This window comes from Bradyrhizobium sp. i1.15.2 (assembly GCF_040548425.1).
GTDB lineage: Bacteria > Pseudomonadota > Alphaproteobacteria > Rhizobiales > Xanthobacteraceae > Bradyrhizobium > Bradyrhizobium canariense.
The window spans coordinates 189,636-212,265 of record NZ_JBEPRQ010000011.1; the positions used below are offsets into that span (position 1 = coordinate 189,636).

At 64.8% G+C, this 22,630-nt stretch carries 24 protein-coding genes; 10 read left to right on the top strand and 14 right to left on the bottom strand.

The genetic code is table 11. The annotated features are described in order from the left end of the window. Positions 1–137 precede the first annotated feature (137 nt). Positions 138–653 carry a hypothetical protein gene (locus tag ABIB80_RS21340; protein ID WP_007590921.1) on the top strand — a complete coding sequence of 172 codons (516 nt, stop codon included), beginning with the start codon at positions 138–140 and terminating at the stop codon, positions 651–653. A gap of 33 nt (positions 654–686) precedes the next feature. Here ABIB80_RS21340 and ABIB80_RS21345 read toward each other — a convergent pair whose 3' ends face one another. After that, entirely contained in the window at positions 687–1,184 is a 498-nt protein-coding gene (locus tag ABIB80_RS21345) for a DUF1993 domain-containing protein (RefSeq protein ID WP_007590920.1), read from the bottom strand. A gap of 138 nt (positions 1,185–1,322) precedes the next feature. On the opposite strand from ABIB80_RS21345, the gene ABIB80_RS21350 reads away from it, so the two are divergent. From ABIB80_RS21350 to ABIB80_RS21360, 3 genes are all read left to right on the top strand, one after another. Then, a complete protein-coding gene (locus ABIB80_RS21350; protein ID WP_219684347.1) occupies positions 1,323–2,105 on the top strand; it encodes a transporter substrate-binding domain-containing protein in 783 nt (260 codons plus the stop codon). Between the two features lie 172 nt (positions 2,106–2,277). Next, positions 2,278–3,174 (top strand): DUF2147 domain-containing protein, encoded by an 897-nt coding sequence (locus ABIB80_RS21355; RefSeq protein WP_219684348.1) that lies wholly within the window; start codon positions 2,278–2,280, stop codon positions 3,172–3,174. A 180-nt stretch (positions 3,175–3,354) separates the two neighbouring features. Next, the gene (locus ABIB80_RS21360) at positions 3,355–3,705 is read left to right on the top strand and encodes a hypothetical protein (RefSeq protein ID WP_007590916.1); all 351 of its coding nucleotides are present in this window, start codon (positions 3,355–3,357) and stop codon (positions 3,703–3,705) included. A 137-nt stretch (positions 3,706–3,842) separates the two neighbouring features. Here ABIB80_RS21360 and ABIB80_RS21365 read toward each other — a convergent pair whose 3' ends face one another. Both ABIB80_RS21365 and ABIB80_RS21370 read right to left on the bottom strand, forming a co-directional pair. Then, entirely contained in the window at positions 3,843–4,247 is a 405-nt protein-coding gene (locus tag ABIB80_RS21365; RefSeq protein ID WP_007590914.1) for a (R)-mandelonitrile lyase, read from the bottom strand. Between the two features lie 25 nt (positions 4,248–4,272). Then, positions 4,273–4,971: a ribonuclease activity regulator RraA gene (locus tag ABIB80_RS21370; RefSeq protein ID WP_007590912.1), complete on the bottom strand. Its 699-nt coding sequence runs from the start codon at positions 4,969–4,971 to the stop codon at positions 4,273–4,275. Positions 4,972–5,219: 248 nt separating this feature from the next. Here ABIB80_RS21370 and pxpB point away from each other — a divergent pair, with 248 nt between their 5' ends. The 3 genes from pxpB to ABIB80_RS21385 are packed head-to-tail and all read left to right on the top strand — an operon-like array spanning position 5,220 to position 7,788. Further along, positions 5,220–5,951: a 5-oxoprolinase subunit PxpB gene (pxpB, locus tag ABIB80_RS21375; RefSeq protein ID WP_354128241.1), complete on the top strand. Its 732-nt coding sequence runs from the start codon at positions 5,220–5,222 to the stop codon at positions 5,949–5,951. Beyond that, a complete protein-coding gene (locus ABIB80_RS21380) occupies positions 5,948–6,985 on the top strand; it encodes a 5-oxoprolinase subunit C family protein (RefSeq protein WP_219684352.1) in 1,038 nt (345 codons plus the stop codon). Before pxpB ends, ABIB80_RS21380 begins: the two co-directional genes overlap by 4 nt. Positions 6,986–7,017: 32 nt before the next feature. Then, positions 7,018–7,788 (top strand): LamB/YcsF family protein, encoded by a 771-nt coding sequence (locus ABIB80_RS21385; RefSeq protein WP_219684353.1) that lies wholly within the window; start codon positions 7,018–7,020, stop codon positions 7,786–7,788. 103 nt (positions 7,789–7,891) lie between these two features. Here the strand turns inward: ABIB80_RS21385 and ABIB80_RS21390 are convergent, their stop codons facing one another. The 5 genes from ABIB80_RS21390 to ABIB80_RS21410 form a co-directional block, all read right to left on the bottom strand. Next, positions 7,892–8,044 (bottom strand): hypothetical protein, encoded by a 153-nt coding sequence (locus ABIB80_RS21390; RefSeq protein ID WP_007590908.1) that lies wholly within the window; start codon positions 8,042–8,044, stop codon positions 7,892–7,894. Between the two features lie 200 nt (positions 8,045–8,244). Next, positions 8,245–9,852 carry a sulfite reductase subunit alpha gene (locus tag ABIB80_RS21395; protein WP_219684355.1) on the bottom strand — a complete coding sequence of 536 codons (1,608 nt, stop codon included), beginning with the start codon at positions 9,850–9,852 and terminating at the stop codon, positions 8,245–8,247. Further along, positions 9,849–11,630, bottom strand: coding sequence for a NirA family protein (locus ABIB80_RS21400; RefSeq protein WP_219684356.1), 1,782 nt, complete (start codon positions 11,628–11,630; stop codon positions 9,849–9,851). Before ABIB80_RS21400 ends, ABIB80_RS21395 begins: the two co-directional genes overlap by 4 nt. 331 nt (positions 11,631–11,961) lie before the next feature. Next, positions 11,962–13,125 carry a CmpA/NrtA family ABC transporter substrate-binding protein gene (locus ABIB80_RS21405; RefSeq protein ID WP_219684357.1) on the bottom strand — a complete coding sequence of 388 codons (1,164 nt, stop codon included), beginning with the start codon at positions 13,123–13,125 and terminating at the stop codon, positions 11,962–11,964. After that, the gene (locus tag ABIB80_RS21410) at positions 13,122–13,712 is read right to left on the bottom strand and encodes an ANTAR domain-containing response regulator (protein WP_007610503.1); all 591 of its coding nucleotides are present in this window, start codon (positions 13,710–13,712) and stop codon (positions 13,122–13,124) included. Before ABIB80_RS21410 ends, ABIB80_RS21405 begins: the two co-directional genes overlap by 4 nt. 111 nt (positions 13,713–13,823) lie before the next feature. Here ABIB80_RS21410 and rimO point away from each other — a divergent pair, with 111 nt between their 5' ends. Then, positions 13,824–15,149: a 30S ribosomal protein S12 methylthiotransferase RimO gene (rimO, locus tag ABIB80_RS21415; RefSeq protein ID WP_354128242.1), complete on the top strand. Its 1,326-nt coding sequence runs from the start codon at positions 13,824–13,826 to the stop codon at positions 15,147–15,149. A gap of 77 nt (positions 15,150–15,226) precedes the next feature. Here rimO and ABIB80_RS21420 read toward each other — a convergent pair whose 3' ends face one another. From ABIB80_RS21420 to ABIB80_RS21430, 3 genes are all read right to left on the bottom strand, one after another. After that, positions 15,227–15,670 (bottom strand): carboxymuconolactone decarboxylase family protein, encoded by a 444-nt coding sequence (locus ABIB80_RS21420; protein ID WP_007590895.1) that lies wholly within the window; start codon positions 15,668–15,670, stop codon positions 15,227–15,229. Beyond that, complete coding sequence (locus tag ABIB80_RS21425; RefSeq protein WP_219684360.1) at positions 15,603–16,034, bottom strand: MerR family transcriptional regulator; 432 nt, start codon at positions 16,032–16,034, stop codon at positions 15,603–15,605. Before ABIB80_RS21425 ends, ABIB80_RS21420 begins: the two co-directional genes overlap by 68 nt. Before the next feature lie 125 nt (positions 16,035–16,159). After that, entirely contained in the window at positions 16,160–17,107 is a 948-nt protein-coding gene (locus tag ABIB80_RS21430) for a hypothetical protein (RefSeq protein ID WP_219684361.1), read from the bottom strand. 403 nt (positions 17,108–17,510) lie between these two features. On the opposite strand from ABIB80_RS21430, the gene ABIB80_RS21435 reads away from it, so the two are divergent. Continuing rightward, entirely contained in the window at positions 17,511–18,707 is a 1,197-nt protein-coding gene (locus ABIB80_RS21435; RefSeq protein WP_219684362.1) for an acetylornithine transaminase, read from the top strand. Between the two features lie 97 nt (positions 18,708–18,804). On the opposite strand, the gene ABIB80_RS21440 is transcribed toward ABIB80_RS21435, so the two are convergent. From ABIB80_RS21440 to pcsA, 3 genes are all read right to left on the bottom strand, one after another. After that, the gene (locus tag ABIB80_RS21440) at positions 18,805–19,779 is read right to left on the bottom strand and encodes a quinone oxidoreductase family protein (protein ID WP_354128243.1); all 975 of its coding nucleotides are present in this window, start codon (positions 19,777–19,779) and stop codon (positions 18,805–18,807) included. A gap of 75 nt (positions 19,780–19,854) precedes the next feature. Beyond that, a complete protein-coding gene (locus tag ABIB80_RS21445) occupies positions 19,855–20,589 on the bottom strand; it encodes a TerC family protein (RefSeq protein ID WP_219684363.1) in 735 nt (244 codons plus the stop codon). Then, positions 20,586–21,353 (bottom strand): phosphatidylcholine synthase, encoded by a 768-nt coding sequence (gene pcsA / locus ABIB80_RS21450; protein ID WP_219684364.1) that lies wholly within the window; start codon positions 21,351–21,353, stop codon positions 20,586–20,588. The genes ABIB80_RS21445 and pcsA overlap by 4 nt, the downstream gene beginning before the upstream one ends. 87 nt (positions 21,354–21,440) lie before the next feature. Between pcsA and ABIB80_RS21455 the strand changes: the two genes are divergently transcribed. After that, positions 21,441–22,625, top strand: coding sequence for a UbiH/UbiF family hydroxylase (locus ABIB80_RS21455; RefSeq protein ID WP_219684365.1), 1,185 nt, complete (start codon positions 21,441–21,443; stop codon positions 22,623–22,625). Positions 22,626–22,630 lie beyond the last annotated feature (5 nt).

The window sequence follows — 22,630 nt, forward strand, 5'->3', positions numbered from 1 at the left end:
CCTTCGGAACGCCAGAATGAGTCCCATTTTGGTGCAGATCGAGCCCTCACTCAGCCTTAATCAAACCCGCGTAATAGGTCCGGCCGCGGCGGCAGTGGGACAGACTTGCCGGCCGCGTCGAGCTGGAGGATGGACCCTTGTCAGAGATCGACCCGACCGACCACGCGTTGGCGACCATTGCCAGCATCCTGGAGCACCCTGAACCCGTCCTCGTCGTGCGCGAGACCGAGACCGTGCGCGAAACCGAGACCGTCACCGTGACCGAAATGGTGGTTGCCGGTGAGCATGGGGTCGCGGACGAGCACGCGTTCGTCGACGAGCACCTGACGGTCGATGAGCATCCGGTGGTCGAGGAGCAGCCCCTGGTGCCGGAGCACACCGATGCCGACGGCTACAGCAAGGTCGGCCCCGGGCCGATGGTGGCCATCCGTCTGAAATGGACGGTCCATCGCGGCGATGACGGCCAGTTCTACGTCCACGAGACCATCGGCGAGCAGTCCGTGCCCGTGGTCAGCGGCCCGATGACCGGCGAAGCCGCGGTGCATTTCGTCGACGCGCACGAGGACGAGGCCCATCGGCGCTTCGAAGAGCTGCGCAGCGAAATCGCCGGCCGCAGCTCGCTCGCCGATTACGAGCGCAAGGGCGAAGCCTAGCGCGTTTTCGCGCGACGTGGATGCCGGTTCGGCCTATCGTCGTCCGAGATAATCCTTCTTCACGAGCTCGACGCCTGCGTGCCGCAACAGGTCGTAGGCTGTCGTGACGTGAAAGAAGAACTGCGGGACGCTGAAGGTCAGCAGCAGCGTCCGCCCGGTGAACGGCAACTCGGTCCCGTTCTTCAGCCTGAAGAAGACGTTCCGTTCCGCCGCAGCATCGATCTCCGCGCGCGGCAGGCTTTCGATGAACTCGATTGACGTCGCAATGCGGGCCTGGAGCCCGGCCATGTCGTGCTCCAGCACCGGCAGCGTCACCGGCTCCTGCTCGGCCAGCAAGGCCGCGGCGACCGTGGCGTGGCGGCAGGCCTCACCGATCTGTTGCGCCAGATCGTACATGTCGGGTGCCATGCGCATGCCGAGCAGGACGGCCGGATTGAACTTCCGCGCTTCGGCATAGGCAACGCCCTTGTCGAGCAGTGCGGACAGGTTGCGCAGATACGGCACGAAGAGTCCGACCGAGGCGTCATACATCGAGATCGTCACTTCAAAATTCCCTTCACTTCCGCCTCGCCAGCGACGGGCATCTGGTCTAAATCCAAGCCTCAAGACAGGCATCGAGAGCTGCACAATGACAGCTTGGGCATGGGTGGAAAAGAGATGATCGTTCGAATGACCAGTCGAATTCTGGCGACTTTGGCCGTGGTCCTGCTGGCAAACCTTTCGGCCCAGGCACAGCAGGCGGCGCCGTCCCGCCTCGACGAGATCGTCAAGCGCGGCACTTTGCGCGTCGGCATGACCGGCGACTACAAGCCCTTCACCTATCTCGACAAGACGACGCAGCAGTTCAACGGCTTCGATGTCGACATGGCGGAGGCGCTCGGCAAGGCGCTCGGCGTCAAGGTCGAATTCGTGCCGACGGCCTGGCCGAAGCTGATGAAGGATTTCGAGGCCGATCAGTTCGACATCGCCATGGGCGGCGTCTCGGTCACGCTGGACCGGCAGAAGAAGGGCTTCTTCTCCACGCCGATCATGCGCGAGGGCAAGACGCCGATCGCGCGCTGTGCCGATGTCGGCAAATACCAGAGCATCACCGACATCGACAAGAAGGGCACCCGCGTCATCGTCAATCCCGGCGGCACCAACGAGCGCTTCGCGCGTGCCAACATCAAGGACGCCGACATCACAGTCTTCCCGGACAATACCGTGATCTTCGACGAGATCGCCAAGGGCAATGCCGACCTGATGATGACGGACGCCTCCGAGACGCGCTACCAGCAAAAGCAGCATCAAGGCGTGCTCTGCGCGGTGCATCCCGAAAATCCGTTCGATTTCTCCGAGAAGGCCTATTGGCTCCAGCGCGACATGGCGCTGAAGGCGTTCGTCGACCAATGGCTGCACATTTCGATGCAGGACGGCAGCTACAAGAAGATCTACGCCACCTGGTTCGATTAGGGCCGCGTCCTCCAGTCGCTTGTGCCGGCCAAACTTTGGACCGGCTCCGGTGCTATTGAACCCGAAACGGAGAAAGCACGACTCATACCGTGACAGTGATCTAGGTCACTTTTTGCGATCAAACCGGGGCGTAAGCGTCGGTTTGGGGACCACCTGTTTCAGGAGATGCGAAATGAGGAAGCTGTTGGCCACGGCCGCATTCCTTTTGGCGAGCACCGCTGCGCAGGCGCAGTACACCTTCGACTATGGCGGGCACACCATCCGCATCGATCCCGACCGCGGCACGGTGCAAATCCCCGGCGTCTACGACAACACCGGCCAGGGCAAGGCGAAGAAGGCCAAGACCGATGCCAAGGGGGCTCCGAAAGCGGACCCGCAGGCACCGCAACAAGCCAAGGTTGACCCGCAGCCGCCGGCCAATCCAGCACTGGTCACCGCGCCCCCGGCGGCCGAGCAGGCCCCTGTCCAAGCTCCCGTCCAAGCTCCCGTGGCCGTCGCGCCTCCTGCCCCGCCGGCACCTCCCGCCACCACGGCAAACAATGCTCCGGCGGAAGACGCGCTTGTGCCGCCGCCTCAGCCGGCCCCAAGTGCTGCCCCGACGGTGGCCGCAGTACCGCCCGCACCGCCTCCACCGCCCGCCCCGACCGTCGCAGCCGCGCCTCCGGCGCCGTCTCCGCCTCCCGTTCCGCCGCCTGCGCCTGCTCAGTCGGCTGCCGTCGCGCCGCCGGCTCCTGCAACCGCACCCACGCGCGATCTCAATTCACCGCTCGGCGTCTGGCTCACCGAGGAGAAGGAAGGCAAGGTCCGGATCGAGCAATGCGGCAGCAATCTGTGCGGCTATTCGGTCGATTCGAAATCGAACCAGAATGGCGAGCAGGTTCTGATCAACATGAAGCCCGGCAAGGACCAGAACAAGGACCCAAAATGGTCCGGCCGCATCCTCGATCCGAACTCCGGCTCGACCTACGATTCAACCATCGCGCTGAAGGGCACCGATCGCCTGCGCGTGCAGGGCTGCGCCTTCGGCGGCATGTTCTGCGGCGGCCAGACCTGGACGCGGGTGAACTGACTTCGGGGCGACACTCTGACCGACGCAAGGGGGCCCGCAGCGCGGGTCCCTTTTGCTTTTGTCGTCAAATCGATTGCGACGTGCGCGACATCACAGAGCCCGTCGCGCGCGTGACAACCCTCACATCGCCGGTTCCGCGTCCGTGACACGATCCCGCATGATCAACCCTAGGGGCGTGTCATGAACGGATTTCGCAAGGCTCTCTTCGCCACAATCATCGTCATCGCGTTGCCGGCCGCGCAGGCCAGCGCCAGCACTTTCGACGGCGCATGGAATGTCCGCATCTCGTCGTCGAGCGAGACCTGCGGTAACGGCTCGACCGTCGCCATCGGCATCAACAACGGTCAGATCGCCTCGAGCAGCGCAATGGTGACGGCGTCAGGCCGCGTCGCAGATGCCGGCAGCATCAACGTTACCTTGAGCACCGGCATCAAGCGCGCCGTCGGCTTCGGCCGGCTCAGCGGCACTTCGGGCTCCGGCACCTGGCGCGGCAGCATGTGCACGGGCACGTGGACGGCGGAGCGGATGTAGGGTGCTGTGTCCCGGACGCGGTGCAGCGTGCAACGCTGCTCCGCAGAGCCGGGACCCAACGTTCTTCGTGGGTCCCAAATCTCTGGGTCCCGGATCGACGCCGCATCGCCTTGTAGCGATGCGTCTTGTCCGGGAGGCTAGCCGACGGCCGCCCCATACTCCGCGTCGGTCACCGGCTCCAACCAGGTCGAGAACACGCCGTCGAGCGCTTCCTGCATGGCGATGTGGGTCATGCCGTTCGTCGGCGACCCGCCGTGCCAGTGCAGCTCGCCCGGTGGAATCCAGACGGTGTCGCCGGGACGGATCTCCCTGATCGGCCCGCCCTTGGACTGGACCCGGCCGACTCCCGAAATCACATAGAGCGTCTGCCCGAGCGGATGGTGGTGCCAGTTGGTGCGCGCGCCCGGTTCGAACGAGACGCGCGAGCAGTTCAGCCGCGCCGGGGCGGGCGCCATGATCACGGGGTCCTGCCACACGGTGCCGGTGAAGTGTTCCCCGGGCGCACGGCGTGTCGGCCGCGTGCCTGCTACAGTGATGTCCATTGGATTTACCTCGTTTCCTTACCGATTACTTCTTGCTTGCGGCGTAGCGCGCCTTGGTCTCGGCGTTCATGGGATAGAGGCCCGGGAGCACCGCGCCATTGTTCACCTCGTTGACGATCCAGGCTTCCATCCGCTCCTGCTCGACGCCCTCATTGAGCACGTGTTCGAGCATCGCCTGCGGGATCAGCACGCAGCCGTCCTGGTCGGCGACCACGATGTCGTTCGGGAACACCGCAACGCCGCCGCAGCCGATCGGCTCGCCCCAGCCGACGAAGGTCAGGCCGGCAACCGACGGCGGCGCGGCATAGCCGTCGCACCAGACCGGCAGATTAGTGCCGAGCACGCCCTCGACGTCACGCACGACACCGTCGGTGACGAGTGCGGTGACGCCGCGCTTCATCATGCGCGCGCACAGGATGTCGCCGAAGATGCCGGCGTCGGTGATGCCCATGGCATCGACCACGGCGATGCAGCCCTCCGGCATCGCCTCGATCGCGGTGCGGGTCGAGATCGGCGACGACCAGGATTCCGGCGTCGCCAGATCCTCGCGCGCCGGCACGAAGCGCAGCGTGAAGGCCGGTCCCACCAGGCGCGGCAGACCCGGGCGCAGCGGACGCGCGCCGCGCATCCAGATGTTGCGCAGGCCCTTCTTCAGCAGGACCGTGGTGATGGTAGCAGTGGTGATGCCGGCGAGGGTCTTGCGGGCTTCGGGGGACAGCGACATGGAAACAGACGAGCTCCGGGATGGGCGGGAAAGAACGCGCGCATCTTGCGGGGTGCGGGCCTTGCGTCAAGGGCCAACAAGCTACCAATCATGCAGGGCCGCAGCGCAGTTATGCGTCGCGATAACAAGGCTTTATCGCCTCCCCCTGCATTAATTTATTGGACTTGCGGGCGCATTTACGCGAAGCAGGAACAAGCGGAGCTCAAGGCCGAGCCCGCGTATCTCCAGAAGCCCGATTTCGACAGCCCATGTCCGCGACGCTTCCCCCGCCCCGCCTTCTGCCCAGTGGCGACAGCGCCGTCACGGTCGAGTTCAGCCGTACCATCGACGACGACGCGAACCAGCGCGTGCTGGCGCTCGACAAGGCGCTCGCAGCAAGCCCGATCGATGGCATCACGGAGTCCGTGCCGACCTATCGCTCGCTGCTGGTGCATTACGATCCCGGCAGGATCGGCTTCGACGCACTTGGCGAAAAGCTGCTCGCGCTCGCCAGCCAGCCGCTGCCGCCGGCCACCAGGGCGCGCCGCTGGCGCATTCCCGTCGCCTATGGCGGCGAGCACGGCATCGACCTCGAGGACGTCGCGAAGACGCTGAACACCACACCCGACGACATCGTCGCGCGCCACGTCGCCGGCGACTATAAGGTCGCCATGATCGGCTTCACGCCGGGCTGGTCCTATCTCAGCGGCCTCGACAAATCCCTGCAGATGTCGCGACGGCAGAATCCGCGGCTGCTGACGCCTGCCGGCACCATCTCGATCGGCGGCATCCAGGCCGGAATCCAGTGCCTGGCAGCCCCGAGCGGCTGGCACCTGCTCGGCCGCACGCCGGTGCGGACCTATCAGCTCCACCGCAATCCGACCTTCCTCACCGAACCCGGCGATCGCGTGACGTTTTTCGCCATCGACCACAAGACGTTCGAGGAACAGGACCGCGCCGCCGAGGCCGGCGAGATCATTGCCGAGCAGGTGATCGCATGAGCCGGCTCGTGATCGCCAGCATCGGGCCCGCAAGCTCGGTCCAGGACGGCGGACGCCATGGCGCGCAACGCTATGGCCTGACGGTCAGCGGAGCGATGGACCGCCTCTCGCTCGCGGCAGCGAACACGCTTGTCGGCAACGAACCGTTTGCAGCCGCTGTCGAGGTCGGCCCGTTCGGCGCCTCGTTCACCGCGCGCGACGGTGCCGTGCGCGTCGCGATCTCAGGCGCGCCGCGCAATGCGGACGTCGCCGGCAGTCCAGTCGCCATGGACACATCGGTGACGCTGAAGGACGGCGAGACGCTGACGCTGGGTTTTGCTCGCGGCGGTGCGTTCACTTATCTGGCGATCGAAGGCGGGATCAAGGGCGAGCCGGTGTTCGGCAGTCTCGCGGTCAACGCCCGTGCCGGTCTCGGCAGCCCCTACCCGCGCCCGTTGCAGGCCGGCGACGAATTCACCGTCGATGCCGCAAGCGGTGCACCGGAACTGCGTATCGAATTGCCGAAGCCATCGAGCGGTCCGATTCGCGTACTGCTCGGACCGCAGGACGACGAATTCGACGACGCCAACAAGGCGCTGTTCCTCGACAGCGAGTGGAAGATCTCGGCGACGTCAGATCGCATGGGCTACCGGCTGGAAGGTCCCGCGATCAAGCATCTGCACGGCCACAACATCGTCTCCGACGGCACGGTCAACGGCAGCATCCAGGTGCCCGGCAACGGCGCGCCGATCGCGCTGATGATGGATCGCGGCACCTCCGGCGGCTACCCAAAGATCGCGACCGTGATCACGGCCGATGTCGGCCGTCTCGCGCAGACCTCCGCAGGAACGGCGTTCCGCTTCAAGGCCGTCAGCATGGCCGAGGCGCAGGACGAGGCAAGGAAATTCTCGCAACTGATCCGCAACCTGTCCGATCGCCTGCGCTCCGCCGACACCGTCGCGCTCAACATCGAAGCGCTCAGCGATGCCAACGTCGCGGGCTATGCTGTCAGTGCCGTCGACGCCGGGACCTGGCAGGTCGCAGCCGAGCCGTAAACGACAAGACGACCAGAGATGGAGAGCAGCCCATGAAGACGATCGATCTCAATTGCGATCTCGGCGAAGGTTTTGGCGCGTGGGAGATGGGCAACGATGCCGCGATGATCGAACTGGCGAGCTCAGTCAACGTCGCCTGCGGCTTCCACGCCGGCGATCCCGATATCATGCGCCGGACGGTCGAGCTGGCGAAGGCGCGCGGCGTCTCGGTCGGCGCGCATCCTGGATATCGCGACCTGCATGGCTTCGGCCGCCATCCGATCGCGGGCCTGAAGGCCTCCGAGATCGAGAACCTCGTCGCCTACCAGATCGGCGCGCTGCAGGCGATCGCGACCGCAGCCGGCCACAAGGTCACGCATGTGAAGGCGCATGGCGCACTCTCCAACGTCGCCTGCGAGGACGATATGACCGCGAAGGCGATCGCGGCCGGCATCAAGGCGGTCGATCCCGGCTTGATCTTTGTCGTGCTCGCCAATTCGAAGCTGGTGAAGGCCGGCGAAGCCGCCAATCTGCCGATGGTGCATGAGGTGTTCGCCGACCGCGCCTATGAGGACGACGGCAATCTCGTCTCGCGCAAGAAGGAGGGCGCGGTGCTGCATGACGCCAAGGCGATCGCCGACCGCGTGGTGCGCATGGTGCAGGACGGTGCGGTGGTTTCGGTCACGGGCAAGGTCATCAAGATGCGAACCGACACGGTGTGCATCCACGGCGATACGCCCGGCGCGGTCGAGATCGCGCGCGGTCTGCGGCAGGCTTTGAAGGACGCAGGGATCGAGGTCGCGCCGTTCAGGCGCGGGGCGTGAGGTTGGTCCGGGTGGGTTAGCGAAGCGTAACCCACCCTGGCTCAGCGCATGCGGAACGAAGTTGGTAGGTTACGCCTTCGGCTAACCCACCCTACGCGGGTCATCAGAACGGGTGCACCGAGAGCGTGCCGAACACGATGGCGGCGATGACCGCGAAGGCGCTGTACATCGCGGCATGATGCACACTCGCCCCGGTCCGCCGCGAGAGCGAGCGCGCGTAGAAGTGCAGCCTGGCTTCCGCCGATAGCTCGCGCATGGTCGATCTCCAACGCCCCATTTGCGGGATTATGAGGGATCAACCGGGGTGGCGGGCAAGAGTCCCGCGGAAATAGCGATGCAGGTTCTCTGAAGACCCCGCAGCGCAGGAGCAAATTCTCCCTGCGTGCAGGTTCCGAGAATCTTATTCGTTCAAATCCGAGCCAGTTGGAACTGACTCGGATGACGGTGAGATGACAGCTAGTAGACGTCAGCCTGGAACCGGCCCGTCTTCTTGAGCTCGGCGACAAAACTGACGGCTTCGTCGGTCGAACGCGCCCCGAACTGGGCGACGATATCGACCAGCGCGCGCTCGACGTCCTTGGCCATGCGCTTGGCATCGCCGCAGATGTAGAGATGCGCCCCCTCGGCAAGCCACGTCCACAGCTCGCGGCCGACCTCGCGCATGCGGTCCTGCACGTAGAACTTCTTCTCGCCGTCGCGCGACCACGCCAGCGACATGCGCGTGAGCAGGCCCGAGGTCTTCATCGCGTTGAGCTCCTCCTGGTAGAAGAAGTCGCAATCGCTGCGCTGATGGCCGAAGAACAGCCAGTTCTTGCCGGGCGCACCGGTCGCCTTGCGGTCGAACAGAAAGGCGCGGAACGGTGCAATGCCGGTGCCGGGGCCGATCATGATGATCGGCGTCTTCGGATCCTGCGGCAGGCCGAAATTATGCGCCTTCTGCACATAGACCTTGAGCTTCTCGCCCTCCGCGATGCGCTCGCCGAGGAAAGTCGAGGCGACGCCGATACGCTTGCGCTTGCCGATCACGTAGCGCACGGAATCGACCGTTAGCGACAGCTTTCCAGGCGTCGCATTGTGCGACGACGAGATCGAATAGAGCCGCGGCTGCAGCGGTTCCAGCGCCTCCACGAAGGCTTCGGGATGCGGCCGCGTGCCCGAGAACTTCTGCAGCGCCGCCATGACGTCGAGTGTGGCGGCATCCCCATCGGGATCCTCGCCCTGCGCCAGTGCCCGCGCCCTCTCGCGCTGCGCGCCGCCAGTGATGAAGGAGATCAGTTCGAACAGCGTGTCGGGCGCCGGCGACAGCGAGACGTCGTCGATCAGCACCTCGCGCAGCGTCTTGCCGTTGACCTCAGTGGTGTGGGAGGCGCCGAGCAACGCGATGACCTGGTCGACGAGGCCGAGCTCGTTGCGCGCGAACACGCCAAAACTGTCACCGACGACATAGTCGAGCTTGCTCTCGGAGAGATCGAACTCGACGTGATAGGTTTCTTTCTCCGACTTTCCCTTGTTGAGAAGACGGCGCGACAGGAAGGTCGCCGCAACAGGGTTGTCGCGCGAGCGGCCGGGCTCGGCGATCGTCACGGTCACGGCGGGGGCCGCCACAGCGTCTTGCTTGTCAGCCGGCTTGGCCGCCGGCGCCTTGTCCAGCTCTTCATGTAGTGACTTCAGCATCCGCGCGGTTTCCTTGCCGCCGGGGACACAAAGGTTGAGCCGCGCTTCACTGCGGCTCGCGATCGCCTCCGAATAGTCGTGGCAATTGTAGCCGCACTGCCCGCAATCCTGCTGCGCCATCGCCGCCATCATCTTGCGCCGCACGGGACGGCCTTCGGCGAGCTTCATCCGATCGGCGATCGGCATGGTCTGGTCGTGCCAAGGCGCTTCACCGTCGTCACCATCACCAGCCTGCATGACGGCGGCGCCCTGCTCCGCCGACAGCGGCGTGGCCGCGTCAGGCGACAGCAGCCCGGCAAAGAAGCCGTTCAGCCAGGAGCGTTGCGCGTCGGAGAACGGGGCACTCGTGGGAATGATGTCGAGTTTGGGTGGAGGGCTGATCTGGTTCATGAAGACACCTCGGCATCGGCAAGCTTGCGCAGCGTCTCGCCGTCGTGGCGGCGCGCAAAGGACAGGAACGTCTCGTCGGGAGACGAGCGATGGGCGATATAGGCCTTGAGCAACCCTTCGACCGTCTTCGGCGCGTCTTCGGCCTTGAGGTCGTGGTAGACCTCCTGCCCGACGTCGGCGTCAGGACCGAACCCGCCGCCGGTGAAGAGATGATAGCCCTCGACAGTGTCCTCGTCGTTCACCGGCACGCGCGCCCCGATCAGGCCGATGTCGCTGATGTAGTGCTGGGCACAGGAATGGTGGCAGCCGGTGACGTGGATGTTGACCGGCTTGTCCATCTCGACGCGCGGCTCGCACCAGTCGCCGATCTCGGCAGCGTGGCGTTTGGTGTTGGAGGCGGCAAAGCGGCAACCGGCGTTGCCGGTGCAGGCGATCAGGCCGGCGCGGATATGCGAGGCCTCGACCGCAAGCCCGATCTGCTTGATCGCCGCGATGGCGAGTTCGACATTCTCGTCGCGCACCCCTGATATCAGCAGGTTTTGCCAGACGGTCAGACGGATCTCGCCGTCGCCGAGGTCCCGCGCCACCTTGGCGAGGCCCCGCATCTGATCGCAGCTGATCTTGCCGAGCGTCAGCGACACGCCGATCCAGTTCAAGCCGTTCTGCTTCTGCTTGTGCACGCCGATATGCGCCATGCGGTCCGCGGCCGGTCGCGGCGCAAACGCCTCTTCCGGCACGCGCGTGAATGGCGTCTTCAGCCGCTCTTCGACGAGCTTGAGGAAACCGTCATGGCCCATGGCGTCGAGCACGTATTTCAACCGCGCCTTGTTGCGGTTGGTGCGGTCGCCATGCTCGATGAAGACGCGCACGATGGCGTCGGCAACGGCGGTCGCGTTTTCAGGCTTCACGACGATGCCGGAATATTTGGCAAAGTCCTTGTGGCCGGTGATGCCGCCGAGGCCGAGGCGGAACCAGGTCCCGGGCTCGACGCCGAAGCCGTCCTTCACCTCGACCGCCGTGAAAGCGATGTCGTTGGTCTCCTCGAGCACGGCGATCCTGCCGGCACCGTCGAAGGCGACGTTGAACTTGCGCGGCAAGCCATACAACGAGCGATCGTTCAGGATGTGGTAGTGCCACTCGCGCGCATAAGGCCGTGTGTCGATCAGCTCCTGCGGATCGATGCCCGCCGTCGGCGTTCCCGTCACGTTGCGGATGTTGTCGGCGCCGGAGCCGCGCGAGCACAGGCCGAGGTCCTGAATGCCCTCGATCAGCTTCACGGCGTTCTTCGGCGGGATCTCGCGAAGCTGCAGGTTGGCGCGCGTCGTGACGTGGCTGTAGGGACCGCACGTTTCATCGGCGAGATCGGCAAGGCCGGTCAGCTGCCAATGCTTCATGATGCCGTTCGGAATGCGCAGACGGCACATGTAGGAGTCCTGCGTCGGCGCGACGTAGAAGATGCCGTAATAGCGCCAGCGGAAATTGTCCGCCGGGCTCGGCGGCGTATTGTCGAGCGCCTGCTGGCGGAGACGCGGATACGCATCGAAGGGATGCTCGTCGCGCTTGACCTTCTCCTGGTCGGCGAGCTTCTTGCCCGCGGCGATGACCTTGTCCTGCGCCTTGATGTGCACGGCATCGGGACCGGTCGGCTCGGCGTTCGCCTTGCCGGCGCCGCCGCCGAGACCGCGACCGACGCGACTGATCTGCAGACCGGTCGTGAAGCCTTCGAGATAGCGTTTCTGGTCGTCGGTAAAGTCGACTGAGACGGTGTCGAGTTTCATGGTCAGTAACGAAGCTCCTGCGGCCACCTGGGTGGTATCGACGGAAAGTGCACGACCCGCGAGGAGCTCGGCTGGCTCGAGAGCCGGCTGTGCACCCAACGGTCCGATCAGCTTCGTTGCTGGGGACTGGCGCAGCAGGCATCTGTGACAGGCTGGCCGCACTGCAACATTCAAGTTGCGTGCCAGCTTCGACGAAATGAAAATGTGTGTCGTATCAAGCAATTAAGAGCGCAAAAGGGAACTCAGGGCTCTGGAGCTCTTACGAAATTCGAGCAGTCGGCCTAAAATTTAGACTCGGATCTCCGGCGCTCAAAAACGGTGCAGGCCCGAATCACACCTTCCAGCGGCCTACCGCGAAGGCTTCGAGATGCCCCCGAATATTGGCGGGATCGAAGGCGGGGCCGGCGAATGCGCCGAATGCCGCGGGGGCTTGAGCGGGCGGCCGGCGGCCGAGGGCGCCGTCGTAGAGGTCGGGCCTGAAGACGGCCATAGCCGTCTTGACCCCATCGGGCGTCAGCGTCGTTTGCCCCCAGCGCACCATCTGGGCATAGAGCCAGGCGGCCTGGACCGGATCGGGACGCCCTGCTTCTTCGCGTCCCACCAGAAGGTAGCTGCCGCTCTCGCGAAAGGTGCCGTCGGGCGAAATCTTGAGGCGTCCCGTGAGGGTGCGCTGAATGACTTCGGCATCGACACCGATCCGCTCGGGCTGCGCCAGGATCTGCGCCGCTTCGGTCCGGTTTTCCGGATGCTCGATGAACTCGGCGGCTTTCACCGCCGCGCGCACCAGGCTGGCGACCACGTCCGGATTCTTGTCGGCCCAGACCTGGCGGAGCGCCAGCACCTTCTCCGCCGCATGGGCCAGGATGTCGGAGACGAAATGCAGGATGTGGCCGATCCCGAGATCGACCGCGATCGAATTCCAAGGTGCGCCGACGCAGAACGCATCGACATGCCCATTGGCGAGACTGTCGACCATATAGGGCGGCGGCAGCACCACCAGCCGCACGTCCTCGTCGGGATCGACGCCGGCCGCCGCCATCCAGAACCGCAATTGGTAATTGTGGGTCGAGAACGGGAAGGTCATGCCGAAGGTCAACGGGTCGGCCCCCGCTTTGCGCCGCTTGGCGACCACACGCGCCAACGCTTTTGCCGTGGCGAGCGGATCGAAGCGGTCGCCGTCGATCTCCTCCATCAGTGCCGCATGAAGCGCCGGCGAGACCGTGATCGCGTTGCCGTTGATGCCGAGATTGAAGGGCGCCGCGATCGGCACCTTGACATGCCCGAGACCGAGCGAGGACGCGATCGCGACGGGCGCGAGCAGGTGCGCGGCGTCGAACAAGCCGATATTGAGCTTGTCGCGGACGTTGGACCAGGAGACCTCGCGGACCAGTTCGACCTCGAGCCCTTCGGCCGCGGCAAATCCCTTGTCGACGGCAACGATCAGCGCTGCGGCATCGACCAGCGGAATGAACCCGATGCGGAGAGGAGTGGTCATTTCAGCATCTCCGACGCGGTGATGATCGACTGGGCGATCTCGCCGATTTTCTTCTTCTCGCGCATCGCGGTGGAGCGCAGCAGCACATAGGCCTCGTCCTCGGTCAGGCCCTTCACCTTCATCAGGATGCCCTTGGCCTTCTCGATGACCTTGCGATCCTCGAGCTGCGACTTGGTACGCTCCAGCTCCTCCTGGAGTTTCGCGAAGGCATTGAAGCGCGACACGCAGAGGTCGAGGATCGGCTTGATGCGCTCCTTCCTCAGCCCGTCGACGATGTAGGCGGAGACCCCCGCCTCGACCGAGGCCTGGATCGAGGATGAATCGCTCTGGTCGACGAACATCGCGATCGGCCGCTTCACGGCGCGGCTGACCTGGAACATCGCTTCCAGCACGTCGCGGCTGGGGTTTTCCAGGTCGATCAGGATGATGTCGGGGTCGACCGCATAAATACGGGCGAGCAGGCTTTGCATCTCGCTGATATGAACGATCTGCGTGAATCCGGCCTCCCGCAACCCTTCCTCGAGGATCGCAGCCCGGATCGGGCTTTCGTCGACGATCACGATTTTGGGCGACTGTTCGGCGCTCATTGCTCACTCACCACCAGTGATTCATCCATAGCATGCCCGCCGGCCATGCAAAGGGTTGTAATTATGGGCAATTGGGACTAGCTCAACCCTGTCAATCAGGCAGATTTGGATATGGATCAGACGGCTGCGCCGAAGGTCAGCTTCGTGTCGCTCGGGTGCCCCAAGGCTTTGGTGGATTCCGAGCGCATCATCACGCGCCTGCGCGCCGAGGGCTATGAGCTCGCCCGCAAGCATGACGGGGCCGACATCGTCATCGTCAACACCTGCGGCTTCCTCGACAGCGCCAAGCAGGAATCGCTCTCGGCGATCGGCGAGGCCATGGCCGAGAACGGCAAGGTGATCGTGACGGGCTGCATGGGCGCGGAACCCGAGCAGATCGAGCAGGCCTATCCCGGCGTGCTCTCCATCACCGGCCCGCAGCAATATGAGAGCGTGCTGGACGCCGTGCATCGCGCGCTGCCGCCCGCCCACAATCCGCATCTCGATCTGGTGCCGCCGCAGGGCATCAAGCTGACGCCGCGGCACTACGCCTATTTGAAGATCTCCGAGGGCTGCAACAACCGCTGCACCTTCTGCATCATTCCGAAGCTGCGCGGCGACCTGGTCTCGCGTCCGGCCAACGACGTGCTGCGCGAGGCCGAGCGCCTGGTCGACGCCGGCGTCAAGGAGCTGCTGGTGATCTCGCAGGACACCTCGGCCTACGGCGTCGATCTGAAATACGCCGAGAGCCCGTGGAAGGATCGCCAGGTCCGCGCCAAATTTATCGACCTCGCGCGCGAGCTCGGCGAATTAGGGGCCTGGGTCCGCTTGCAATATGTCTACCCCTACCCGCATGTCGACGAGGTCATCGCGCTGATGAACGAGGGCAAGGTGCTGCCCTATCTCGACATCCCGTTCCAGCACGCAAGCCCCGAGGTGCTGAAGGCGATGAAGCGCCCGGCGGCGCAGGACAAGACGCTGGCGCGCATCAAGCGCTGGCGCGAGCAATGTCCCGATCTCGCTCTGCGCTCGACCTTCATCGTCGGCTTCCCCGGCGAAACCGACGCGGACTTTGCCTATCTGCTCGACTGGCTGGACGAAGCCGAGATCGATCGGCTCGGCTGCTTCAAGTACGAGCCGGTCGCCGGCGCGACCGCGAACGCGATCGAGAACCCCGTGCCGGAAGAGATCAAGCAGGAGCGCTACAACGCGCTGATGGCGCGCCAGCAGAAAATCTCCGCGCGCAGGCTGAAGCGCAAGGTGGGCACCCGCCAGCAGATCATCATCGACGAGGTCGGCCCGACCGTCTCAAAGGGCCGCTCCAAGGCCGATGCGCCGGAGATCGACGGCGCCGTCTACCTGTCGAGCCGCCGCCCCTTGCGCGTCGGCGAGATCGTCACCGCCAAGATCGAACGCGCCGACCAATACGACCTGCACGGCAGCGTCGCGGGATTCTGATCTTCCGCTGTCGCGGTCAGTGCAGCGACGAACTCTCCGCTCCCTCTCCCGCAAGCGGGAGAGGGAGCGAGCCGTCGCTAAGCTACGGCAACATCACGCCCGCCGTTCGCTTCTCCCGACGCCTGCTGTTCGTCACGTGCGGCGAACACTTCCTTGGCTGCGAACAGCCCGTTCAGCGCCGCCGGGAAGCCCGCATAGACGGCCATCTGCATGATGACCTCCACGATCTCGTCGCGAGACAGCCCGACGTTCAGACCCGCCTCGAGATGCACCTTGAGCTGAGGCGCGGCATTTCCGAGGGCCGTCAGCGCGGCGATCGTCGCGATCTCGCGATCGCGCAGGCCGAGGCCCGGGCGGCAGTAAATGTCGCCGAACGGAAACTCGATCACGTATCGTGCGAAATCCGGAGCAATGTCGGCGAGTGAGGCGACGACCGCTTCACCAGCTCTGCCGTCAATGCGTAACAGGGCCCGCTGTCCGCGATCGAAGCGGCTTTCGTCTTGCGTTTGGGCGTGCGTCATTTTCCTTCGTCCTCTGTTCGTCGCTGGCATAGCCGGCGATCTTGGTATCAAGGACGAGCAGGCATTCCTGGAGTTCGGCAATCTGCGTGCGCACCTGTTCGCGGTGGACTTCCAGGATCTGCCGCCGGCTTGAGCCGGTAGCGTCGCCTTCGTCACGAAGCGCCGCGTAACGCAACATGTCCCGGATCGGCATTCCCGTGGTCTTGAGCCGACCGAGGAATTCGATCCATGTGAGGATCGATGCGTCAAAGTCACGCTGGCCGGAGCGATCCCGGTCGGCGTATGGCAGCAGCCCGATGCGCTCGTAGTAGCGCAGCGTGTGCGTCGACAGGCCGGTTCGTTTTGCGAGGTCGCCGATCTTCATGTGTGCCCGTTCTCGTACTGACGCGCCTACAGATACCCCTTCGAGCGCGCTCTAAGTCAAGGGGGATCGAAGGTGCAAAGATTTCGGCGCGCCGGCGGGGCGGCAGCGTCGCGGCAATCCGGGCTTCAAGATTCCGCCAGCCATTTCGGCACCCAGCGCTCCGGCCGCGGCGCGCGGGCAAGATCGGCTTGCGCCTCCGACAGCTTCGCAGGCTCGCCGTCGATGGTCGGGCGCACATCGTATTCGAAGTTGGGCATGACGCGGCCGTCGGCATAGAGGCCGAATTTCATCGCGTACCACAGCCCGAGTTCGGGCTGGGCGCGGCGCATCTCCTCGCGCAGATCGCGCAGCAGGGACTCGATCGAGGCGGCTTCCTCGAACGGTTGCGGTCCGCCCGTCAGGACACGCGCCTGGTATTGCCTGCCGACGATCGCGATCTCGAAGCTCGTCCTATCCCAGGGCTTCTTGCCCTTCGGTAGATGCGCGGCGAGGCGCCAGCCGAGTTCGGCCATCAAGCGATGATTGGCCCAGTAGTCTTCGCGATCCCGGCTCCATTTTTCCATGAAACCGCGAAAGTCGGGCAGCTCCGACGGATCGTCATCGGGCGCCGCCATCTCCCCGCTCAGCCGTCCGGTGAGCCATTGCGCAAGCTCGACCGTCTGGCATTCGACTTCGTCGTGCGGCTTCAGATCGCTCCAGGCCTTGTCGAATTGTTGCGACGTCAGTTTTGCGAGCAGGCCATCGAGGCTCGGTGCCAGCAGCTCGTAATCGCCCTCGGACCCAAGCCCCACGATCGGCGGATTGTCACGGTCGAGACCCGCGCCATACCAGCCGCCAACAGCCGAGCCATCCGGCAACCGCATGAACAGCGAAAACCTGTCGCGCAAGGGACTGCCGTCGACAATCGGAGCGTGATCGGAGAATTGGCCTTGCAAGGAGAAGCAGCCGACGCTGCCCCAGGGGCGCCCCTCCAACCAGCCGGCGAAGTCCAGCAACAGCGACGGCGCCTCGATGCCCGGCGGAAACGCGCCGCGAATGCTGTCGAGGTCGATCGGATAAGGCGTGTCGGACAAGGTTTAAAACTATCTGGTTGGTCCCGCCCCTCTTGGTCCGAACCGTCATGCGTTCGGTTCGAGCCAATTCGCGTCCTGTGATCACAAACGCGCTAGAGACATAATGGTTTCCAGGCGCGCATCTCTCACCTGCCCCATGCACGCTGCGCGTGTGGTTTGTAAAGCGCCCGCTTGACAAGCCCCACCTTTCGCATGTATTGCCGCGCACCATGATCAACGCTCGGACCCATCAGCGCACCGAAATGCTCCGCCGTCGCTCCCGCGACGATGAGAGGGTGCGCCATGTCCGACGACGCCGCTGAAGCACTGAATTCAGCGTAAGTTTTCGAGAAGGCCGCACCCGCAAGGTGCGGCCTTTTTGCTGTTCGCGCGCCCTTTTCCCCCGCCTCCAGAGGAGTTCGACATGACCAACGCCACCCATCCGTATGACGCGTTGATGGACATCACCGCTCGGCCCAAGGCCGTGTTCGTCCGTGGCGCCGGCTCCTACCTCTGGGACGACAACCGCAAGCGCTATCTCGATTTCGTGCAGGGCTGGGCCGTCAACTGCCTCGGCCACTCCCCGCCCGCGATCGCCGACGCGCTTGCCGCGCAGGCCAAGCGGCTGCTGACGCCGAGCCCGGCCTTCTACAACGAGCCCAGCCTGAAGCTCGCGCAGGCACTGGTCGCAAACAGCGCGTTCGACCAGGTGTTCTTCGCCAATTCCGGCGCGGAAGCCAACGAGGGCGCGATCAAGCTCGCGCGCAAATATGGCGGCATCCACAGAGGTGGCGCATTCGAGATCATCAGCTTCGAAGGCAGCTTTCACGGCCGCACGCTGGCGACGATGTCGGCCTCGGGCAAGAAGGCCTTTGAGCCGCTGTTCGAGCCGAAGGTCGCCGGCTTCAAGAAGGCGAAGCTCAACGACATCGCGTCGGTCGAAAAGCTGATCAACGACAACACCGTCGCTGTGATGCTCGAGCCTATCCAGGGTGAATCAGGCGTGTGGCCGGCGACCGATCAGTTCTTGCAGGAGTTGCGCGCCCTCACCGACGCGCACGGCCTCCTCCTGATCTTCGACGAGATCCAGACCGGCATGGGCCGGACCGGCAAGCTCTTCCACTACGAGCACACCGGCATCGCCCCCGACATCATGACGCTCGGCAAGGGCATCGGCGGCGGCGTGCCGCTCGCGGCGCTGCTCGCGACCGACCGCGCCGCCTGCTTCGAGCACGGCGACCAGGGTGGCACGTTCAACGGCAACCCGATCATGTGCGCGGTGGGGCTCGCGGTGCTCGACGAGGTCAACAAGCCGGAGTTCCTGAAGACGGCGACCGAAACCGGGCTGCTGCTCGAAAGCGAATTGCAGAAGGTCTCGGCGCGGCATGGGCTCGGCGAAGTGCGTGGCCGCGGCCTCCTGCTCGCGCTCGACCTCAAGCTGCCGATCGCGCCCGGCATCGTCGCGCAGGCGTTCGAGGCCGGCGTGCTGCTGAACGCGCCGCAGGTCGACACGTTGCGCTTCATGCCGGCGCTGAACGTCACGCGGGCCGAGATCGCCGAGATGATCGATTGTCTGGACGGGATTTTGACCAGGGCAGGCGCGGCACGGCGCGTGGCGTGACGCGTTCGTCGTTGCGAGGAGCGAAGCGACGAAGCAATCCAGACTGCCTCAATGGAAAGATTCTGGATTGCTTCGCTTCGCTCGCAATGACGGCGAGCTACGGCTTCAAGATCGACGCGCCGGTGGTCTTGCGGCTTTCGAGATCGATATGCGCCTTGGCGGCGTCCTTGAGCGCGTAGGCATGGTTGATCGGCACGTGCAGCTTGCCGTTGATGACGGCGGCGAACAGCGTGTCGGCGCCTTCCAGCAATTCCTTGCGCGTGCCGATATAGTCGTTGAGCTTGGGCCGGGTCGCAAACAGCGAGCCGTGAGTGTTGAGCTCGGCGATCGAGAATGGCGGCACCGGGCCTGAGGCATTGCCGAAGGAGACGAACATCCCGCGCGGCTTCAGGCAGGACAGCGAGCCCGGGAACGTCGCCTTGCCGACACCGTCATAAACCACGTCGCAGCCCTCGTTGCGGCTGATCTGTTTGACGCGCGCGACGAAGTCTTCCTCGTTGTAGAGGATGACATGGTCGCAGCCATTGGCCTCGGCAAGCGCAGCCTTCTCGCGCGAGCCGACGGTGCCGATGACGTGGGCGCCCATTGCCCTCGCCCATTGGCAGGCGAGCAGGCCGATGCCGCCCGCCGCGGCATGGATCAGCACGCGATGATGGGGCTCGACCTTGAAGGTCTTGTGCAGGAGATACCAGACCGTCAACCCCTTCAGCATCAGCACGGCGCCCTGCTCGTGGGTGATGTGGTCGGGCAGCTTGACCAGCCGCTCCCAGGGGATGTTGCGCTCCCCGGTATAGGCGCCGAGATTGTGGTAGTAGGCGACGCGGTCGCCCGGATGGAAATTCGTCACGCCCGGCCCGACTGCGAGAACCTCGCCCGAGGCCTCGTTGCCGGCGATGAAGGGCAGCCGCGGCGCCTTGTAGAGGCCGGTGCGGTAATAGACGTCGATGAAGTTCAGGCCGACGGCATGCTGGCGGATGCGCACCTCGCCGGGGCCCGGCGCCGGAACATCGACGCTCTCATAGACCAGGGCTTCGGGGCCTCCGACCTTGTGCACACGGACGGCTTTGGTCATCACCTGACCTCCTCTTCTGGCGGGCCAGCGAAAGACATCGCGCTCGCCTTGTCAACTCGACGCCGGCTGGAATGCCTAGACCGACGGCTTGGCCGTTTTCCTGCGGTTGCGTTTCGCCAGCACGTTGAAGAACTCGACCGCCGCCGAGAACGCAATCGCGAAATAGATGTAGCCGCGCGGGATGTGGAATTGGAATCCGTCCGCAACCAGCGCGACGCCGATCAGCACCAGGAAGGCCAGCGCCAGCATTTTCGTGGTCGGGTGCTCCGCGACGAATCGCGACACCGGCCCCGACGAAATGTACATGATCAGGCAGGCTATCACGACGGCCGCGATCATGATCTCGAGGTCCTGCGCCATGCCGATCGCGGTGATGATCGAGTCCAGCGAGAACACCATGTCGATGATCACGATCTGGACGATGACCCAGAAGAAAGCGTTACGAGGGGACTTTTCGTCGCCCTCGCCGTCATCGGCTTCGACCTCGCCATGAATCTCGTGCGTCGCCTTCGCGATCAGGAACAGGCCGCCGCCGATCAGGATGAGGTCGCGCCAGGAGAAGCCGTAACCCGAAAACGAAAACACCGGCGCGGTCAGGCCGATCAGCCAGACCAGGAGGCTGAGCAGGATGATGCGGAAGATCAGCGCCAGCGCCAGCCCGATCTGGCGGGCGCGGTGCGCCTGCTTCTCGGGAATGCGCGAGACGATCACCGACAGGAAGATGACGTTGTCGATGCCGAGTACGATCTCGAGCGCGGTCAGGGTGAGGAGCGCGGCCCAGGCTTCGGGGCTGGTCAACAGGTGCATCATGCGAAGGATCTTGTCAGCCGTATCAATGCGTCGCTAAAGCTGATCCAGAGCGCGATCGCGCAGAGCGCGACAGTCACGCCGGTGCCGACGCGAAAGTCCATCTGCAGCGTGTAGAAGGAGAGCAGAGCCCAGATCGCGATCAGCGACATCGTCAGCCAACGCAGCCGCACGACGCGCACGGGATGCAGCACGTGGAACGGCACGAAGGTCAGCACCACCAGGGCCGCGACCAGCAGCGTCGAGAGCAGCGGCGACCAGTGCAGCAGGAACAGATAGAACGCCGCCGCATTCCACAGCGCCGGAAAACCGCGGAAATGATTGTCCTCCGCCTTCATGCGCAGATCGGCGAAATATAATGCGCTGGTGACGATGATGGCGACGCCGAGCAAGGGTGCTGCGACCGGCAGCAGCAAGCCGCTGGCCACGATCGCATAGGCCGGCACGAAGACGTAGGTGACGAAATCGACCACGAGATCGAGCACGTCGCCCGACCAGTTCGGCTGCACGTCCTTGACGTTGAGCCGCCGCGCGATCGGCCCATCGATCGCGTCGATGATGAGGGCGACGCCCAGCCATTGAAACATCGCCGCCCAGTGCTCGCGCACGGCCTCAAGCATCGCCAGCAGCGCGATCGCCGCACCGAACGCGGTGAAGATGTGCACCGAGAAGGCAGCGGCGCGGATCGCGGGCCTGGGCTTCAGGGAATCCTCTTGGCTTTCCATGGCTTCTGCTATCAGAATGACACCGGTTTGCACATAAGCCATTGCGTCGCCCGGTCGCACAATTCGTCATAAAATCAGGGAAATATCAGTGGGCTTGAATTTGCCGCGGGGCGTGTCAAATGTCGTTCCATGACAGATGCATCGACACTTTTTGACGCGGCCGTGATCGGCGGCGGACCGGCGGGACTTGGCGCAGCCATCGCATTGGCGCAGGCAGGCGCACGGACCGCACTGGTGGCGCGTCGCGTGCCCTATGCCGACAATCGCACCACGGCGCTACTCGGTGCCTCCGTCGATCTGCTGGAGAGCCTCGACGTCTGGCCGCGCTGCAAGGACAAGGCGGCCGCGCTTGAAATCATGCGGCTCGTCGACGACACCGGCCGGCTGTTTCGCAGCCCCGAGGTCCGGTTCTCCTGCCACGAAATCGGCCTCGATGCCTTCGGTTACAATATCGACAACCGCTCGCTGATGCTGGCGCTGGAGGCGCGCGCGGCCGAACTGCCCGATGTCGTCCGTTTCGACGACGAGGCCGAAACTGTCGTCATCGAAGCCGATGACGTCGCGATCCGCACCGCGGCTGCGCAATTTCTCTCGGCCCGCCTCGTGGTCGGCGCCGACGGCCGGCATTCGCTGTGCCGCCAAGCCTCCGGCATCGCGGTGACGCGGCGCGAGCTGACCCAGACGGCGCTGACCTTCAATGTCGGCCACGCGCGGCCCCATCGCAACGTCTCGACCGAGTTCCACACCCCGCATGGCCCTTGCGTGTTCGTGCCTCTGCCCGGCGATCGCTCCAGCATCGTCTGGGTCTCGGCGCCTGCGGACGCAGAGCGACTTCGCGGCCTGAGCGACGAGGAATTGTCCACCGCGATCGAGAAGCAGTCGCATTCGATCCTCGGACGCATGACGGTCGAGCCGGGCCGCCATCTGTTCCCGCTGGCGATCGAACGTCCAAAATCCTTTGGTCGCGACCGCATCGCGCTGGTCGGCGAAGCCGCCCATGTGGTTCCCCCGATCGGCGCCCAGGGCCTCAATCTCGGCCTTCGCGATGCCGCCGACATTGCGAGGCTCGCAGGCGAGGCCATCGCATCGGGCCAGGATCCCGGCGCGCCCGACGTGCTCAAGCGTTACGACCGGGCCCGGCGCCCGGACATCCTGAGCCGGACCTTTGCGATCGACATCGCCAACCGCTCGCTGCTCAACGATTTCCTGCCGCTCCAGCCTGTCCGCGCGGTCGGCATGCACCTGCTTGGCGCGATCGGCCCGCTGCGCCGCTTCGCCATGCGCGAGGGGCTGACGCCGACTTGGCGGAAGTAACCGCC

Excerpts from the sequence above, each read along its gene's own strand:
- ABIB80_RS21400 (WP_219684356.1), bottom strand. The coding sequence starts at position 11,630 with ATGAAACTCGACACCGTCTCAGTCGACTTTACCGACGACCAGAAACGC.
- ABIB80_RS21390 (WP_007590908.1), bottom strand. The coding sequence starts at position 8,044 with ATGCGCGAGCTATCGGCGGAAGCCAGGCTGCACTTCTACGCGCGCTCG.
- ABIB80_RS21360 (WP_007590916.1), top strand. The coding sequence starts at position 3,355 with ATGAACGGATTTCGCAAGGCTCTCTTCGCCACAATCATCGTCATCGCG.
- ABIB80_RS21370 (WP_007590912.1), bottom strand. The coding sequence starts at position 4,971 with ATGTCGCTGTCCCCCGAAGCCCGCAAGACCCTCGCCGGCATCACCACT.
- pcsA (WP_219684364.1), bottom strand. The coding sequence starts at position 21,353 with ATGGCTTATGTGCAAACCGGTGTCATTCTGATAGCAGAAGCCATGGAA.
- ABIB80_RS21350 (WP_219684347.1), top strand. The coding sequence starts at position 1,323 with ATGACCAGTCGAATTCTGGCGACTTTGGCCGTGGTCCTGCTGGCAAAC.
- ABIB80_RS21385 (WP_219684353.1), top strand. The coding sequence starts at position 7,018 with ATGAAGACGATCGATCTCAATTGCGATCTCGGCGAAGGTTTTGGCGCG.
- ABIB80_RS21345 (WP_007590920.1), bottom strand. The coding sequence starts at position 1,184 with ATGTATGACGCCTCGGTCGGACTCTTCGTGCCGTATCTGCGCAACCTG.
- ABIB80_RS21405 (WP_219684357.1), bottom strand. The coding sequence starts at position 13,125 with ATGACCACTCCTCTCCGCATCGGGTTCATTCCGCTGGTCGATGCCGCA.
- ABIB80_RS21435 (WP_219684362.1), top strand. The coding sequence starts at position 17,511 with ATGACCAACGCCACCCATCCGTATGACGCGTTGATGGACATCACCGCT.
- ABIB80_RS21355 (WP_219684348.1), top strand. The coding sequence starts at position 2,278 with ATGAGGAAGCTGTTGGCCACGGCCGCATTCCTTTTGGCGAGCACCGCT.
- rimO (WP_354128242.1), top strand. The coding sequence starts at position 13,824 with ATGGATCAGACGGCTGCGCCGAAGGTCAGCTTCGTGTCGCTCGGGTGC.
- ABIB80_RS21365 (WP_007590914.1), bottom strand. The coding sequence starts at position 4,247 with ATGGACATCACTGTAGCAGGCACGCGGCCGACACGCCGTGCGCCCGGG.
- pxpB (WP_354128241.1), top strand. The coding sequence starts at position 5,220 with ATGTCCGCGACGCTTCCCCCGCCCCGCCTTCTGCCCAGTGGCGACAGC.
- ABIB80_RS21425 (WP_219684360.1), bottom strand. The coding sequence starts at position 16,034 with ATGAAGATCGGCGACCTCGCAAAACGAACCGGCCTGTCGACGCACACG.
- ABIB80_RS21445 (WP_219684363.1), bottom strand. The coding sequence starts at position 20,589 with ATGATGCACCTGTTGACCAGCCCCGAAGCCTGGGCCGCGCTCCTCACC.
- ABIB80_RS21410 (WP_007610503.1), bottom strand. The coding sequence starts at position 13,712 with ATGAGCGCCGAACAGTCGCCCAAAATCGTGATCGTCGACGAAAGCCCG.
- ABIB80_RS21395 (WP_219684355.1), bottom strand. The coding sequence starts at position 9,852 with ATGAACCAGATCAGCCCTCCACCCAAACTCGACATCATTCCCACGAGT.
- ABIB80_RS21455 (WP_219684365.1), top strand. The coding sequence starts at position 21,441 with ATGACAGATGCATCGACACTTTTTGACGCGGCCGTGATCGGCGGCGGA.
- ABIB80_RS21440 (WP_354128243.1), bottom strand. The coding sequence starts at position 19,779 with ATGACCAAAGCCGTCCGTGTGCACAAGGTCGGAGGCCCCGAAGCCCTG.
- ABIB80_RS21380 (WP_219684352.1), top strand. The coding sequence starts at position 5,948 with ATGAGCCGGCTCGTGATCGCCAGCATCGGGCCCGCAAGCTCGGTCCAG.
- ABIB80_RS21420 (WP_007590895.1), bottom strand. The coding sequence starts at position 15,670 with ATGACGCACGCCCAAACGCAAGACGAAAGCCGCTTCGATCGCGGACAG.